The sequence below is a fragment of the Photobacterium sp. GSS17 genome (assembly GCF_028621875.1).
GTDB lineage: Bacteria > Pseudomonadota > Gammaproteobacteria > Enterobacterales > Vibrionaceae > Photobacterium > Photobacterium ganghwense.
This window is the reverse complement of sequence record NZ_CP117518.1, coordinates 489,387-505,471: the sequence shown is the minus strand read 5'-3', so window position 1 is coordinate 505,471 and position 16,085 is coordinate 489,387. Positions and strand designations below refer to the sequence as shown.

Here is a 16,085-nt window from a genome sequence, read left to right as displayed (position 1 = left end):
TCAAATGACAACCCCAATAAGCCTGGTCATCATTGAAGATGATCAACAAATCGCAGAAATTCAGCGACGTTTTGTCGAAAGAATCGACGGCTTTCATGTGGTTGGTATCGCCCACAGTCTGAACGACGCACGTGATTTGATTGAGGTATTTCAACCTCAGTTATTATTGTTAGATAACCAGTTCCCGAAGGGGACGGGGCTGGACTTGCTCCGGGAGTTACGCGCCGATGGTTGCAACACTGACGTGATTCTGGTTACCGCAGCCAAAGAAGTCGAGACCTTACGCACCGCAATGCGTTACGGCATTTTTGACTATATTCTCAAACCATTGGTTTTTGAGCGCCTGCAGGCGTCACTCGATAAGTTTCGTGGTCAGCTCAGCAAACTTTCCGACATGGAATCTCTGGTACAAAGCGATGTGGATGGCCTGCTTCAATCAGCGACAATCCAGCAAAATACATCTGGTGCCCCTCGCCTGCCCAAAGGCATTGACAGCATTACCCTGGACAAAATTCGAGCGGTATTCAAAAGCAGCCACAATGCCCTTAATGCCGAAGAAGTCGGGCAGTTAATCGGTGCCAGCCGGACGACAGCACGCCGCTACCTGGAATTTCTGGTCAGTACCGACGAGCTGAATGCTGAAGTGTCTTACGGCACTGTCGGTCGTCCTGAACGTCGATACCATCCGCTGTGAATCATCTGACTACGTTTAGGCAGCTGATACTTTTAATGATCACAATACACAGGCACAGGCACAGGCACAGGCACAGCAGGCTGACCCAATTATTCAGGTCAGCCTGACAAGCGTTAGACAGATCTCAATTTCCCAACGTCTATGTAACAACTTTGATTACAAGTATATGTGTGACTGTTAATATTCACGCCCAAAAAGTCCTACACTGAAAAAATGTCAGTCAACCACCATACATTGTTTCCCATACCCAAAAGCCTGCACACTGGTCTTTGTTACCTGGTGGTGGTGTCGATCATCGTATCGGGTTTACTTTCTTCACTGGTGGTGTTCAATGTCGGCCTGCTACCCGGATACCAAGAAACTGGCTACCAAGAAGCAGTACCCCAAGTAAACGAGCATCAAAAAAACGCATATCTAAGCAACGTGCCACGAAACTGGCAGACACGGGACAAAGTGTTGATATGCACCAGTCAGGGACTGAAGTGGGTTTCACTCAGTAGCCTGGAATCCAGCCAGGCTGAATCACATACAAAGGCTGACCATCAGACTCTCCTGAAAAGCCACTGTCCGGTGTTTAAACTGCATCCTGGCAACCACTTCAATCTGGAAGGGGCATTTTTACTGATCATGGCGCTGGTCAGTTATCGTCGGCGTGTTAAGCCTGTTTCCTCTCCCTTTACGATTAGTAAACGTTTTTACCGCTTTGCGCCCAAACATTCTCCACCACTGGATCACGTTAACTCAACTCAGTATTCAATGTGATTATTACCGCTGGATTGACCTTCCAGCCTTAAGGAGAAAAATTATGACACTTAAAAATGCCTTCATCTGCGCCACAATGTTGCTTGCTACACAATTTACGTTTTCTGGTATCGCGTCAGCCCATGAATACAAAGGGGGAAATCTGAACATTGATCACCCGTGGTCAAAAGAAGTCCCACCGACCTCACAGGTTGCTGCCGCTTTCTTTACTATCGATAATCACGGCAAAGAAGCGGACACCCTGCTCAGCGCCAGCTCTCCGATCGCCGGAAAAACCGAGTTGCATGCCCATGTGAATGAAAATGGCATGATGAAAATGCGGGAAGTACAAGAAATCACCATTCCTGCAGAAGGCCAGCAGAACCTTAAACCCGGCGGACTGCACATCATGTTCTTTGATTTGAAGAAAACCCCGGCACTGGGTGAAAGTTTCCCGCTCACTCTGAACTTCCAACATGCCGGTACCGTAGAAGTTGAAGTGAAGGTTGAAAAAGCGACTTATCAGTCAGATGCGATGAAGATGGATCATAGCGGTCACTGATAGCGAAATAACAAAATCATAATTAAATAAGCTGCCAAGTTGGCAGCTTATTTTTTCATTCATAATATGAATTGTTTCACAAATTCATCCAGACAGAATAATTTAAACCCACATGCGTTAATTTGAGATATAGAATCTTACTATCATTCCCCCTATTTCATCCTTTCACATGGAAAAAATGATAAAAATTGAAGATAGTGAGCTTACTATAAATAATGTAAACACAATATTTGAAAGTGTCTTAAATCATATGGGCGCGTATGTGTATATTAAAGATGTTTATGGAAACTATTTATACGTTAACCAATTAATTTGCGATCTTTTTCATTGCACGCCAGATGACATTATAGGAAAAAGTGATGAAAGCTTTTTTACCTCCAGTCATTTACAGGGGATTTTAGACAGTGACAGGCGCGTTATTGACAAGAAGCAATTGGTCGAAATTGAAGAAAGCGGTTACCTGATTTCCCAGCAAGTGCTTCGCGTCTTTAAAACAGTCAAAGCGCCAATCTTCGGCAAAGACAAACAAGTGATCGGCTTATATGGCGTATCAACCGATATCACTGCGTTGCATAAGCTGAAACTGAAACTCGAAAATCAAGCCAATACAGACTATTTGACCAAACTGGCCAATCGGCGCTGCTTCTTCTATCAGGCCGATAAAGCTTTCTCATTCTCCAAGCGCCATGGTGTTCCTCTCTCGCTGCTGATCGCTGACATTGACCACTTCAAAAAAATCAACGATACCTTTGGTCACCATGCTGGTGATGAGGTACTGAAAGCACTCAGTATTTTTCTGAGCAACAACATTCGCAATGAAGATACGATCAGTCGGATCGGTGGAGAAGAGTTTGCATTTTTATTACCCGGCACCCCGCTCGATGCGGCACATTTATTAGCAGACCGGTTATGTGAGGCCGTCAGCAAGCACTTATTCAATGTCGGAAAATCACATATCAATTTAACCCTGAGTATTGGTGTAACAGACCTGTCAAATGATGACACAAAGTTTCATGCACTATTTCACCGTGCTGATGATGCGCTTTATAATGCTAAAAACAGAGGACGAAATCAGGTTATTGCCATATAAATCACCATTCAATATTTAACAATATTAAACGACATAGATACCTGGAACACCTCAGACATTAGTTCGCCCTAATGTAACCATTCTGCTTACCCTATTTCTACAATTTACAATGTAGACATTTATATTTTCTATTTATTTAAATGACTTATCGACGCGCTATAGTCAACCAAGGTACTGAGCCGCAAATATCATTAAGCCGTCATTTCTGTTCTGCTGTCTTCCTTGTCCTTTCTGAGCGATTAACTCATTTCTCACCACGGCAACTTGTCGCACGATAAAAAATGGGCATAATTAAATTTAAACGGATGTTTACATAAGGACGCAGGACGTGTCATCAATGATCAAACTTCACAGAATTGAAGGCTACATACAGACCATTTATCTGGCGGAATACCGCCGCGGCCTGCTTCTCCTTGACGGCTGCAGCCGGGCAGATATCCCACTTCTCAGAAGCTACATCACCCACACACTGCAGCGTGCATTCAATGATTTATCCCTGGTGATTGTCACGCATATGCACCCTGACCACGCCGGGGCTGCACACCGCTTACGAACACTAACAGGATGCAGAATTGCCTCGGCAAATGTTCCCGGCCAATGGTACAGCGGACTTGACGGACAGTTGATGCATTGGGCCGATCTGGTGCTGGCAGACTGGGTTGCCAAACGTATGGGCAAGCCGCGTCGTTTTCTCTGGTACTCCGCCAAACTCAAACCTGACTTTCTGCTAGATGACGGCGAAAAGATTCCCGGTTTTCCAGATTGGCAAGCCATTTCAACTCAGGGCCATACAGATCGTGACTTGTCTCTTTATCACCAACCATCAAGAAAAGTCTATGTGGCCGACTTGATGGTAAAAGTGAAGGGGCGCTACATTCCGCCATTTCCCGTATTCTACCCTAACCGTTACCGCGCCTCAGTACAGCGTATTATGGCACTTGAACCGGATGCCATCATTCTTGCTCACGGCGGAGAAATTACACCGTCCCCAGAAGACTATCAGCATGTGCTGGAACGCGCTCCACGCAAACCGATCACTCACTGGCGAGCCGTGAAAAGTAAAGTTAAGCGAGCCCTACGGCGACGCTGAAGCTGGGTCTAACAGGCATCTACAACCGCGTACGTATCAATCTACTATTGATAAACTACGTTGCAAGGTCAGCCACTTTATGCAATCATCGCCCGCCTGTATATCGTTATTGTTTTGCTATTCAGTAAGATCGATGTCTAGACTTACTCCATAGCTGGCAGAACACTTCGTATAACCCCATTAATAAGGTATGGGGGTTTCTACCAGAATCCGTAAAATTCTGATTACGAAGAGTGAAGCGCAAATGTGCTTTTCTCTTTGTAATTCTTTCACTACTCAGCAGAAAAGTACCTTAGCGCTAATCTCCTCCTTCTGGCCATGTACCGGAAGCAGATTTAACTCTATGAGAAGAATAAGGGCTTACTATGAAAGACTTTATCAACGGATTACCTAAAGTTGAACTCCACCTCCATATCGAAGGTTCTCTTGAGCCAGAGCTGATGTTTGAATTGGCGACACGCAACCAGGTCAGTATTCCTTTTGAAAGTCCTGAAGCCGTTCGGGCCGCCTATCAGTTCACCAATCTCCAATCGTTCCTGGATATTTACTATCAGGGCGCCAATGTACTGATTCACGAACAGGACTTTTACGATCTGACCTGGGCCTACATGCTGCGCTGTAAGCAGGATAATGTGATTCACACAGAGATTTTCTTTGACCCTCAAACCCACACCGAACGCGGAATTCCTTTTGATACCGTCATTAACGGTATCAGCCGCGCCCTTGATCAGGCGAAGAAAGAGCTTGGTATAAGCAGCCAGATCATTATGTGCTTCCTGCGTCACCTCGATGAAACATCGGCGTTCAAAACCCTTGAAGAAGCATTGCCGTTTAAAGACAAAATCGTGGGTGTTGGTCTGGATTCATCCGAACAAGGCAACCCGCCAGAAAAATTTGCGAGGGTCTTTAAAGCCGCATTGCAGGCTGGGTTCAAAACAGTGGCCCACGCTGGTGAAGAAGGTCCGGCACAGAACATTTATGACGCGATAGAAATGCTTGGCGTTTCGCGGGTTGACCATGGCGTACGCTGTATCGAAGACGAAACCCTGGTCAGCCAGCTGGCTGAATCGCGAATGCCACTGACTGTCTGCCCACTCTCAAACATTAAGCTCAAAGTGTTTAAGACCATGGCCGAACACAACATTACGGATTTACTGGATAAAGGGCTTTGCGTCACCATCAATTCTGATGATCCTGCCTATTTTGGCGGGTACATGACAGACAACTTTTTAGCCGTGGCGCAAGCCCATCCACTTAGCAATTCACAACTCGCACAGTTTACCCTGAATGCGATTGAAGCCAGCTTTATCTCCGATGAGGATAAAGCCAGCTATTGCCGACGTGTAGAAAACTACCTGAGCCAACATGTTCGTGCCCATTAATTCATAAACTTCACAAAGGCCGCTTTCACGCAGAGCAGAGAGCAGAACAAAGATAAATAAAAAAGAAGCCCCCATTTGGGGGCTTCTGATTATCTGGGTATTGCCTCGGTTCAGTCTCTGATAAACCCATTATTGTAGTGACGGGAATCTGGCACAATGTTGTGTTTATTCAACAAGCGATACATTGTTGCTCTTGAAACCCCCAGGTCTTTGGCTGCAGAAGCGACCTGACCACGATGTGTTTCCAGTACCGCAACCAGAACATCTTTTTCAGCTTCATCTTTAATATTTCGCAGACTTTGCTTCAGGTTTGCCTTACTAGGCAGATCAAAATGTTCTGCTCTTACTTCGCTGCCTTCTGCCAGCAATGCCGCACGTTTGACCTGATTAATCAACTCACGCACATTACCCGGCCAGCTGTAGCGAAGCAGTAGCTGTTTGGAATCTTCCGAAAACGAAGCAGCCATTGTGCTGTACTCGCGAGCAAACTTGGTCAAAAACGTTTCTGCTAAAAGGAAAATATCTGACCCACGTTCACGCAAGGTTGGTACTTTGATATGGAACACATTTAACCGGTAGAACAGCTCTTTACTGAATTCTCCGCTTGCCACAGCCGCCTCTAGATCAGCACTGGAAGTGGCAATGATTCGTATATCAGCCGCATCTTCTCCATCCAATGTTTCGCTGGCCGGCGCTTGTAAATAAGTGAGCAGATCTTCTTGTAAGTCTTTTGACAGTTCTTCCACGTTATCGAGCATTAATGTGCCGGTAAAACGCGTACCATCTTCCTGACGATATGAACCGTCCAGCAGTGACATTTTGTCATCGTCACGATTTAAAGAGGCACAGTTTACGACAGTAAATGGTGTATTTTTACGCTTGGACAGGTTGTGAATCGATTTTGCTATCAACTCTTTACCTGTACCGTTTTCCCCTGTCAGGAATACATTCACTTCGGTCATTGCAACACGACGAACCATATCCCGTAATTGTTTAATAGATTTCGATTCACCAAACAGGCCCATATCATGCTGTGAGGTTATCTCGACCCAGGTACGCGATTCAATTTCCAGCATTCCTAACTGGTGTCCGACCGTGTCAAGCAAATGACTACCCGGAACCGGAACGGTGAAATAATCAACGCAAAAGTTATTGATAAATTGGCAGATGGCATCCGTTTTCAGCTGCTCTTTTTTAATAATCGCAATCCATTTAACTTGTTTAGTTTTATTTGCCCTCAAAGAAATGCTATTCAAACTAAAGTCGTTATTGCTTAAATCAACGACACAGATGCATGGACTGTACTCTTCAAGAATTGAATCTGCAGTACGCAGGTCATAACAACAATGTGTTTTCCAACCTGATTGTTCAAGCAGCGCAATCCAAGGTTCATAATTACATCCAATTGCAACTAAACGACCAGTCATTGATTTATTTTGACTTTGAGCCACCATCGAAGTCACCTTCTATCAATTTATACTTATTATCAATGTAATAAAAATATAGGCAAAAAATTCATTTTTGGTAGAGTTTCAAAATTAAGAAATGCTTAAAACCCTAAAACAAATAAACAATTAATTACTTAATATCAACATTATCATTAACTTATCAGTGATGAAAAAAGACAAAAAAAACTGAACTTTTTATCGTTTACGCCAAAAGAGATGCCAATAAAAAAGGTATTGCATTAGCAATACCTTTAGAATGGACAAAAAAGTGATAATATGACAAATTTTTACTATACGACTAGTTTAATATCCATTGTAAAGAATGGAATTTTCCAGCCGGGTTTTAAAGAGAGTTTGTTGATTAAAGCTTTTAATATCAGCTTCAATATCCAAAACAGTCTGGTTGTTAATAACGGTATTATCTTTTGAGTTCTGGACAAAGACACCCATCACATCAGATCCTGGCTTACCTTTAACAATATTATTATAGCCATGAGAAATGATTTTTACCGGGTCACCGTAATCATAGGTGTCCCTGCCATCCCGGCTGGTCAATATACCATTATTAATCGTAAAATCGGCGATGTGAGTGGAGTATACAGTTTCGCCATTAATAGCGGTACTGATTGATAGCCCTATGTTGATTATGTTGTCGCTGATAGAGACAAATCCCCCTCTTAATGAGGACATTTCACTCTCACTCAAGGAGGTTAAGCCCAATTCATCAACGGATAGATAACTGATAGAAGCATGCGCTAACAGCGCAGTACTCCCAAATGCCGTAGCGACAAATAACCGAGTTAACCTTTTCATACTAGCCTCTAATATTCATTCGACCCAGGTAGAGTAATGCTGAATGTCGATAACGAGTCTCTGACAACCGCTTCTGACGAGGGTGAAGGTGTATAAATATTGTAATTATCTGCAGTAATAAAGCTTTCGCGACCAATTTTCGCTCGGTTCTTCACAAGTAGCACAGCGCCTTTATAATAGTTTTTGAAATCATCTATTGGCATCATAAGTGTACCACGAGATGGATCACCGAGAATCACATTCTTTTTATTCATCCCTTTAATAACAACAAAGTGCATATATCCATCAAAGTTCACAATTGTAATTGCTGGAATGCGTATTTTTTGAAACCGTTCAAGCGGGATATTATACCCGTTCGCATCAAGCCCAAGAGAATCCAGATATTTTTTCATGTCTAACATTGAAAATCCCTGTTTTTCAATTTTTTTCTTATCACCATTTTTAAACATGAAATCAAAAATCGTATTTTCCTGCGCATCAATACCATAATGAAACCTCAACAGCGATGCCAGGGCAGCTGAACCACAGCTAAAGTCATATTGTTGTTTAAAAACATCACCAAAAAGTTGTTCTTGATAACTCTTTACTTGAACGTTGTACCCGCCGCGACTAGGGAAATAGTCCAGTGCCAATACATGTGTTGATGTAAACAGGCCGATAAGCAATAAAGTTGATCTTTTCATACGCTTGCCGCCTACCTGAAAACTGAAGTTATAGTTACTATAGTGAATCTGCAGAAGTCACAAATATCAGATTTGATAACCCGAAATAAAAAGGGCCTTACGGCCCTTTATATTTTTAGTAGGAACCACCACTACCTGAGCCAACAAGCGCTGCGTTTGTGCTTGAAGTTTGTTGTACAAGGGAGTTGTTACCCACGTTCTGACCCGCGATGTTAATACCTGATGCACTACCGTAAGACATGTGCATGTTGTTCGCATGGTCAACCATGACATCAGTTGATGAGCCTTTACAGCATGCTCCACCGTAAGTAACACTCGTATCCATAACAGAACCATATAGTGTTGACTCTGCAAGGTATTTGTTGACTTCAACATCAATATCTACATCTTTTGAAGCATCCTTGTAAGAATTATCTTCGTAGTCAAACTCGTGAGTATTGCCCACATTTTTCATTTTCAGATAATCATCATCTGATGAACTGTATTTGCTGTAATTGACAGTCTTATCGTATGAAAGATCAACGTCAACATTTGTAGTTTTGTTATAGCTACCATCAATGGTGACGTTATCATAATCGTCATAGCCATTATCGTAACCGCCGTAACCACCATATCCGCCGTCAGCCAGTGCAAGAGGTGACGCAATAATTGCTGCTAATAGCATAATTTTTGTATTACGCATGATCATACTCCAAATTAATTATATATTTATTCAGATAAATCCGTTTCAAATGGTAATCAATTATCTTTGAGGATAATGATAAAAACCAAGATATTAGAAGATTTGTTATGCCCTGCGAAACCAACATATTTCTATTGTTATTTGTTGGATACTAACTTTCAGTTAGCGTAGATAGACTAACAATTACTTCAATGTCAGGTTTACCACTGTTGCATTCTGAATTAACACATTGTTACCTGTGTTTTGGACTATATTAAACACGCCAGATGAATTACTTAATGAACCTGCATCAATCAGGTTATCACCTGTTGTGTTGTTATAGGCCGCGTTTCCTGCAACATCACCATTCATTTCCGAACTGGCGTAAAGATTATCCAACTTCAGCTCATACTCCCCTCCCCTTGAAACAGACATCATTTCGGACGAGAGCTGTTCGGAATTTGCTAGAATATCCAACTCATCAGCAGCAAAAGCACTGGTTGTCGCTATCATTGCCGCTATCAGCGTTAAATATTTCATGACATCCTCCTGAGGGCTGACTTGCAGCCCTCAGTTATACTTGATTAATTACCTGCTAACATGGCGTTGGTGCTAGCACTTTGCTGAACCAAGGAGTTGTTACCCGCATTCTGGCCAGCAATATTGATACCTGAAGCACCGCCAAATGCACCGGACATATCATTAGTGTGGTTAACAGTCAGTGTTGAACCTGAACCATAGCCACCACCGTAACCACCGCCGTAGCTGCCGTAACCATGGCCACTGTCACAGCAAGCACCGCCGTAAGTCACTTCACTGTAGGTGACTGCACCATCTAGGTGAGAAACAGCCTGAACGTCGTTGTACTCTAAATTGATATTCCAATCCTGGCTGTAATCATGTGAGCTGTTATCAGTCCAGGTTTTTTTGTACGTGTTATTCACGTCGTACATTTTCAAAACATCGTCATCAGACTTGTAAGTCTTTTCGATGTTGTACTCTTTATTTACGTCTACATACAGACTGGCGTCTAAAGACTTGTTGTATGAGTCAGAAACTGTTTTATCACTGCTGTCATAACCACCGTATGGGTTATAAGGGTCATAATATGTATTTGCTAGCGCAAGAGGTGAAGCTACGACTGCTACTAATAGTGCGATATGTGTTTTACGCATGATAGTACTCCAAATATATTGAGAGTTATTTTCTTATAATCACTCGCACGTGTTTGCGAGATAACTTAACTATAGCGATGGCAAGTTTGGCTTCTGTATTATTTTTAATAAAAATCGAATCAATTAAATCATTAAATTTCCTTTTTAATTACCTCTATTTATATCGTAAACATATTGAAATTTTGTCTCATATTTTCAATTGTCAGAGCACCTTTTTATTTTTAAGAAAAATTAAACCTGTTTCTCATTTTATAGAAGAGTATGGTTTGTTCTCATTACTAAGACTTATTCTGAGAATCTCAGTTACCACCTTATTCTCACCTCGACTATGATTTTCTTAACAGTTCGTTTCACTTTTTTATTCATAAAAGAAGCCTACTGCTTTTATACCTTCAGGGGTTAGCCGTTTAGTAATAAGTGAGGAAATCGTGACTACTTTCAATAACAAAAGCCTAATCGTGCTTCTTGCTTTGGTGTCCGGAGGTGTAGCAGCAGAAGAACCTGCTGAAACAGCTCCAGACAAAAAGCCGAAAAGGGTTCAAACGGTCGCTGACATTTTTGAACAGCCAGGCGTTCTGACCCCTAAAGGATCCTTTGTTCTGGATACCAGTCTTTCCTTTACCCAGAACTCATCCAATACCGTATCTGTCGTAGGTTACACCGTTTTGCCGTCTTTGATTGTTGGCCTTATCGAAGCCAATGACACTGACCGAACAACACTCACATTCGGTTTAACGGGCCGTTACGGGATCACCAACCGACTGGAAGTAGAAGCCAGAATTCCCTGGGTATATCGTTATGATTCGATTTCTCGTCGAAGCGTGAATGGCTCAGGCAGTGATGCGCCTGAACTCAGAACCTTTGATAATAGTGATCTTGGCGATATAGAAGCGGCCTTTAAGTATCAAATTAATATGCTAGAAGCGCCTTACTGGATCGCAGGTGTCCGTTTTAAAACAACCACAGGTTCATCGCCATATGATGTGCCTATTGACGATCAGTTCGGTTTTGCAGAACTGCCTACGGGCTCTGGATTTCCAAGTATAGAGCCGAGCATGACAATGATTATGCCCATCGACCCGGCGGTTATTTATGCCAACCTGAGCTACATCTGGAATATTGAAGATGATGTAACGGTTGAACAAGACGGTGAACGGACTAAAACCAGTATTGACTTAGGTGATACCATTGGTTTCAGCGCCGGTATGGGTTTTGCCGTCAATCCCCGATTTTCATTCAGCCTGGGCCTTAGCCACAAAACCATCTTCAAATCAGAAGTGAATGGTTCTACCCCGGCGGATGCCAAATTGCTGCAACTGGACTCTATTTCGATGGGTGCCAACTACGCCATTAACCGAGATACAACACTGAACGTCGGTGTGACAGCCGGTTTAACCGCTGACGCCCCTGACTTCCAACTTTCTGTCCGCATTCCATATACGCTGAAATAACGCGCATCTGTTCCCCGTCAGTTCACTGGCGGGGAATCCTTCAATGACTAAAGTCTAATTTTCCTCTAAGCTATAACGCTATTACTATGAGTGACAGGAAAATTGCATGTCTACGCCACTAGACCCAAGCCAAATTGCGACAATCCAAAATTATGATTCAGAGAAACGCTACCAGTATCTGCTGAAAGAAGTGGTAGCCAATCGAGAAATTTGGATTCTGACTGACGAACATGGCTGCGTCATGCTGAATACAGAAGATGATGACTGTGTACCGGTTTGGCCTAACCGTGAGTTTGCAGAAGCCTGGGCAACCGGAGACTGGGAGTCCTGCAAGGCTGAATCAATTTCGCTGAATAAATGGCATAGCCGCTGGACTTATGGCTTAGCGGATGATCAACTGGCTGTTGTCGTCTTTCCGAATGTGGACGAAGATGGATTAGTTATCGATCCTGAAGAGCTGGATTTTGAACTGCGTCAGCAGGAAAAGAAACAATCCCGCTAAGTTGCGATTATTGCTCCTGCGAATTTTTGGGCAACCCGCTCTCAAAATTGCTGACACCAATAAAGAGGGAGTGTTTGACTCCCCCTTTTTTACCATAACTTCCTACAGAAACTGCGTTAACTTTACGAGGAATGTTGCCATGGAGGCATTTTTTACCCAACTCAAACAGCAGCCGGAATCAGTAAGTTTCAGCCAGGTCATGCAGGTTATCAACGACAACTACGCATATGCCCCTGTGACCTTCTCAAACGGTTTAGGCAAAGAAACGTTGACTAATCCAGCCGGTACGAATGAAGGCTCCTGCCGCATCTTTGCCTTCGCTCAACTGAACAAACTGACAGAAGCTGAAACACTCGCCTGCTTTGGTGAGTTTTACCGTAACGATGTTTTGCAACACCCAGCTGGCAGCGATCATCAGAACATTCGCCATTTTATGAAGTATGGCTGGGCCGGGATTAAGTTTGACGACTGCCCTCTGACCACCAAACCCTGATGTTTCGAGCTTTTTATTGCATCAACAACATAAGCAATAAAGCTTAAACAAACGCCCGCAAAAGAAAACGCCCGATCATCACTGAATACCGGGCGTTGTTTAGAATGCTTAATGCAGCGGCTTTTTACAGTGCGAGCACGTTGATGGCGGCTTCATAAAAAATGGGCTGCGGCTCGGGTGTGCGCAGGCATCACAAAAACGTGTTGAACGAATGGTAAGCCAGGTCAAAGGCACCATAAAAGCCAGCAATCCCAGCATCATGGTGAATGGCGGTTGCATGTAAACAACCACCGCAGCAATCACGACATTACTAACGATCGTGTACACCGGCCACAGCTTACGTTTTTTCGCAACGTCTTTTCCCCGATGAAACAGCATAAAGCTGCCCAGCGCCATACCAAGCCATACGGCTGCAAAAATGATTAATAGATCTTGTTGCATATTTTACCCTGGCAGTTGTGCTCGCCTGTAGATGTTAAAAAAGCAGATGTCGCGTCTCATCTGCTCACGCCATTCCGATAGCGTCATAGCAGCCATATCCCGTGTGTAAGGCACTTATACAGGCGCTTTTTCCTGACTCACCTCCCGCTATCAGGCCCAAATTTTATCATTAAACACGTCAGATCCTTTCGGGATGATAAGGAATGTTACAAATCACTTCACAGAATCGATGATTTATCACCAATGTGATCGATTTCACTTCACGCTGACGTAAAATTCATGTGTCGTTCAGATAAAGTTGATAATCTCATTACTGAAGAAAATCATTCGGCAACACAACTGGATACGTCGCTTTTGCATGGGGCTACCCATCATTTTAACGTTTTACGTATCAGCCAGAAATCTGGCGAAACAGGAGTTGTTTAATGGATATTAAAGGCGTACTACGTACCGCATTTATTCTGTTCTGTGTGATGGGTCGAGGCTCTGCCATTGCCTCCCCGACACTGAATGACTTTGACCGTCTGGATTACGAGGTCTCATCCAAGCAATCCGAGACTAGCAAGAAATCGTTTCAACGCAGTCTGAGTGGTCTGTATAGCATCAATAGCTGGCGTTCATCAGACATTCGACAGCCTTACAGCCACTTTAATGCGCTGTATCAGGTCGCTCCGCATGCACAAGAAGAGCTAAGCAACCTGATTAAAGAAGTGGGGATGATGACCGGGAACGACGTAATTATTCCTGATGTAAAATCCAAAGAACGCGCGCTCAGTAAAATTGAGACAGAGCTCAATGGCGATGCCAGCCAGATCACCGACCTGGCTCGTGCATCCATTGTTGCCCGTGATATTCCCAGCCTGGTACAGGCATTTGAACTGGTTGGAAAGGAGTCGACCCTGATTGCGGTTAAGAACCGTTTTAAAAATCCGGCCCCGTCAGGTTACCGCGACCTGAAAGTGTTGGTTCAATTGCCGGAAACCGGCATGATTGCTGAAGTTCAGCTTCACCTGGATGCGATTTCTACCGTCAAAAGCGGCCCTGAGCATGACATCTATGAACAGATTCAGAACATTGAGCGTCGCGCACAACATGAATCTCGCGACCTGAGTGAATTTGAACTGGCCCAAATCAGCCAACTTAGGGTTACTTCACAGGCTCTGTATCATGATGCCTGGCAGCAATACCTGCACCCTAACCGGCTGGCTAGCTAACCAGCCGTCAGGTTCACACCAGGCACTAACACTGATATTACTCAGCGGGATTGACTAAAAAGGGGTTTTAATCGACGGGTTTTAGTTTTCAGCATGTAAACTGCAGTTCTGGCCGCCGACCCACTGCTGTCGGATCCGTCGTCCCTATCTACTTATTATCAACCTATTTAACTATCTACCTATCTAACTATCCACCTATGTAACTATCTACCAATTTACCTCTCTAACCTAATGAGCGGCGGCCAACCTTATACCCGTAATCACAAATCTTCGAAAGTGCAGCTTCACAGCATAATTACGACGTCTGTGAAAAGTGCCGTGAAGTGCCTATTCAAACACACAATCTCAGGGATAAGAGGAATCAATTAGTCACGGTGGTGTCTCAAACTACAGACAGTTTTTCGATATTGAGTCTCAAAAGTCGCTCATGACGGTTTTGTGACACAATGATGTTGTCTACGGTTAACTAACAGGTGTTTAGTTTTGCGTGTAAATTACCTGTGTTTGAAACGTGTCCACTACCAGATGAGGGAACCATGAGTGACCGCTACCAGCCCATTGATTGCGCCCTGTATGACCATTTTGAGCTAGCCTGCCTGTATCATTACGATGTGCAGCTGGAATTACGGGATGGTTCTACTGTAGAAGGAAGGTGTATAGATACCGACATTCAGCCGGACAAATCGGAATGGCTGATCTGTAAAACACAGTATCAATACACCAAAATACGACTGGATTGCATTAACCGCATGAAAGCTTTGACCCCTAATGCCCGTTTTGATGAAGTCACCAAGAGTGAATTTGATAAAACCGTTGGTGTATGAGAACGGCATCCAGCCTGCTGAGATAAAGTTCAGCATCAGACAAGATGCCACATTACGTAAAACAACGTAAAACAGGTTCAAGTACATAAATGAAAGGCTGCCCATTGGCAGCCTTTCACAGATATAAGTCTTTGGGAGGCGCAGATGTTTTCGCTGCAAAGCATTAACATACTACGCTGGCTTCTGTATGCTCAGCTCGCAGCCTGAAGCACCGTTTCAGACGCCTCAGGCAACAACTCTTCGACAATGCGCTTGAGCAGGAACGTTTCGCGCTCAATCGACATGCCTTTCTTCTCACTGTTCGCCATGGTGTGCTCATTATGAGCGATAGCATCAAAGATATTGATCCACACTGGTTTCATCCCATTAATGACTTCATAGTCTTCCAAACGGGTCTCACCTAGCTCATCATCAATCGTACACACATAGCAGTATGATTCCATGTGCATGATATCGAAATCCGGTTTATACCAAGGGCGATATTCTTCATACAGACCAAATTCACGAATGTCGCGAATATTTCTGGCACCGGTTTCTTCCTGCAGCTCACGAATCAGCCCTTCAACAGCGTCTTCTCCATCATCCAGTCCACCACCCGGCAACGTGTAATCGTGATAACGTGCGGTATACACCATCAGGATCTCTTCGCCTTTCAGGATGATGCCACGTGCCGCTTTACGATGGAAAAGCGTGCCGTCCAAATTAGTCAGCTCGGGATGGACACTTGATTGGAGTAAACGCATGGAAGAAGTCTCTGCTACCGGATGAAAGAGCCGGGCATTGTAGCGGCCTGAAGCCATTTCGACAATGCCCGGCACCGA

General features: G+C 43.8%; 19 protein-coding genes and 1 riboswitch. Of the genes, 11 read left to right on the top strand and 8 right to left on the bottom strand.

Annotated elements, in window-relative coordinates:
• Positions 1-4: 4 nt before the first annotated feature.
• The 6 genes from PGW97_RS18665 (at position 5) to PGW97_RS18640 (ending at position 5,559) form a co-directional block, all read left to right on the top strand.
• Positions 5-694: a response regulator gene (locus PGW97_RS18665; RefSeq protein WP_273860411.1), complete on the top strand. Its 690-nt coding sequence runs from the start codon at positions 5-7 to the stop codon at positions 692-694.
• 213 nt (positions 695-907) lie between these two features.
• Positions 908-1,456: a hypothetical protein gene (locus tag PGW97_RS18660; RefSeq protein WP_273860410.1), complete on the top strand. Its 549-nt coding sequence runs from the start codon at positions 908-910 to the stop codon at positions 1,454-1,456.
• Positions 1,457-1,499: 43 nt separating this feature from the next.
• Positions 1,500-1,997, top strand: coding sequence for a copper chaperone PCu(A)C (locus PGW97_RS18655; RefSeq protein WP_047884576.1), 498 nt, complete (start codon positions 1,500-1,502; stop codon positions 1,995-1,997).
• Positions 1,998-2,175: 178 nt separating this feature from the next.
• Positions 2,176-3,087: a sensor domain-containing diguanylate cyclase gene (locus tag PGW97_RS18650; protein WP_273860409.1), complete on the top strand. Its 912-nt coding sequence runs from the start codon at positions 2,176-2,178 to the stop codon at positions 3,085-3,087.
• A 340-nt stretch (positions 3,088-3,427) separates the two neighbouring features.
• The gene (locus PGW97_RS18645; RefSeq protein ID WP_273860615.1) at positions 3,428-4,177 is read left to right on the top strand and encodes an MBL fold metallo-hydrolase; all 750 of its coding nucleotides are present in this window, start codon (positions 3,428-3,430) and stop codon (positions 4,175-4,177) included.
• Between the two features lie 147 nt (positions 4,178-4,324).
• Positions 4,325-4,424, top strand: a riboswitch (purine riboswitch).
• 118 nt (positions 4,425-4,542) lie between these two features.
• Positions 4,543-5,559, top strand: coding sequence for an adenosine deaminase (locus tag PGW97_RS18640; protein WP_273860408.1), 1,017 nt, complete (start codon positions 4,543-4,545; stop codon positions 5,557-5,559).
• A 110-nt stretch (positions 5,560-5,669) separates the two neighbouring features.
• On the opposite strand, the gene PGW97_RS18635 is transcribed toward PGW97_RS18640, so the two are convergent.
• From PGW97_RS18635 to PGW97_RS18610, 6 genes are all read right to left on the bottom strand, one after another.
• Positions 5,670-7,013 (bottom strand): sigma-54-dependent transcriptional regulator, encoded by a 1,344-nt coding sequence (locus PGW97_RS18635; protein WP_047884578.1) that lies wholly within the window; start codon positions 7,011-7,013, stop codon positions 5,670-5,672.
• A gap of 297 nt (positions 7,014-7,310) precedes the next feature.
• The gene (locus PGW97_RS18630; protein WP_047884579.1) at positions 7,311-7,820 is read right to left on the bottom strand and encodes a hypothetical protein; all 510 of its coding nucleotides are present in this window, start codon (positions 7,818-7,820) and stop codon (positions 7,311-7,313) included.
• Positions 7,821-7,828: 8 nt separating this feature from the next.
• Positions 7,829-8,503 carry a C39 family peptidase gene (locus PGW97_RS18625; RefSeq protein ID WP_047884580.1) on the bottom strand — a complete coding sequence of 225 codons (675 nt, stop codon included), beginning with the start codon at positions 8,501-8,503 and terminating at the stop codon, positions 7,829-7,831.
• A 115-nt stretch (positions 8,504-8,618) separates the two neighbouring features.
• On the bottom strand, positions 8,619-9,185 hold the full coding sequence (locus PGW97_RS18620; protein ID WP_047884581.1) for a hypothetical protein: 567 nt from the start codon (positions 9,183-9,185) through the stop codon (positions 8,619-8,621).
• A 183-nt stretch (positions 9,186-9,368) separates the two neighbouring features.
• Positions 9,369-9,704 carry a hypothetical protein gene (locus tag PGW97_RS18615; protein WP_047884582.1) on the bottom strand — a complete coding sequence of 112 codons (336 nt, stop codon included), beginning with the start codon at positions 9,702-9,704 and terminating at the stop codon, positions 9,369-9,371.
• A 44-nt stretch (positions 9,705-9,748) separates the two neighbouring features.
• Entirely contained in the window at positions 9,749-10,339 is a 591-nt protein-coding gene (locus tag PGW97_RS18610) for a hypothetical protein (protein ID WP_047884583.1), read from the bottom strand.
• A gap of 428 nt (positions 10,340-10,767) precedes the next feature.
• Here PGW97_RS18610 and PGW97_RS18605 point away from each other — a divergent pair, with 428 nt between their 5' ends.
• The 3 genes from PGW97_RS18605 to PGW97_RS18595 all read left to right on the top strand — a co-directional run bounded on the left by PGW97_RS18605 (position 10,768) and on the right by PGW97_RS18595 (position 12,785).
• A complete protein-coding gene (locus PGW97_RS18605) occupies positions 10,768-11,790 on the top strand; it encodes a transporter (protein WP_047884584.1) in 1,023 nt (340 codons plus the stop codon).
• 106 nt (positions 11,791-11,896) lie between these two features.
• Entirely contained in the window at positions 11,897-12,292 is a 396-nt protein-coding gene (locus PGW97_RS18600; protein ID WP_047884585.1) for a DUF2750 domain-containing protein, read from the top strand.
• 139 nt (positions 12,293-12,431) lie between these two features.
• The gene (locus PGW97_RS18595) at positions 12,432-12,785 is read left to right on the top strand and encodes a HopJ type III effector protein (protein WP_047884586.1); all 354 of its coding nucleotides are present in this window, start codon (positions 12,432-12,434) and stop codon (positions 12,783-12,785) included.
• A gap of 108 nt (positions 12,786-12,893) precedes the next feature.
• On the opposite strand, the gene PGW97_RS18590 is transcribed toward PGW97_RS18595, so the two are convergent.
• The gene (locus PGW97_RS18590; protein ID WP_273860407.1) at positions 12,894-13,226 is read right to left on the bottom strand and encodes a hypothetical protein; all 333 of its coding nucleotides are present in this window, start codon (positions 13,224-13,226) and stop codon (positions 12,894-12,896) included.
• 425 nt (positions 13,227-13,651) lie between these two features.
• Between PGW97_RS18590 and PGW97_RS18585 the strand changes: the two genes are divergently transcribed.
• The gene (locus PGW97_RS18585) at positions 13,652-14,440 is read left to right on the top strand and encodes a RelA/SpoT domain-containing protein (RefSeq protein WP_273860406.1); all 789 of its coding nucleotides are present in this window, start codon (positions 13,652-13,654) and stop codon (positions 14,438-14,440) included.
• A gap of 536 nt (positions 14,441-14,976) precedes the next feature.
• On the top strand, positions 14,977-15,264 hold the full coding sequence (locus tag PGW97_RS18580) for a Rho-binding antiterminator (protein WP_047884589.1): 288 nt from the start codon (positions 14,977-14,979) through the stop codon (positions 15,262-15,264).
• 191 nt (positions 15,265-15,455) lie between these two features.
• Here the strand turns inward: PGW97_RS18580 and PGW97_RS18575 are convergent, their stop codons facing one another.
• Positions 15,456-16,007, bottom strand: coding sequence for an NUDIX hydrolase (locus PGW97_RS18575; RefSeq protein WP_273860670.1), 552 nt, complete (start codon positions 16,005-16,007; stop codon positions 15,456-15,458).
• Positions 16,008-16,085 lie beyond the last annotated feature (78 nt).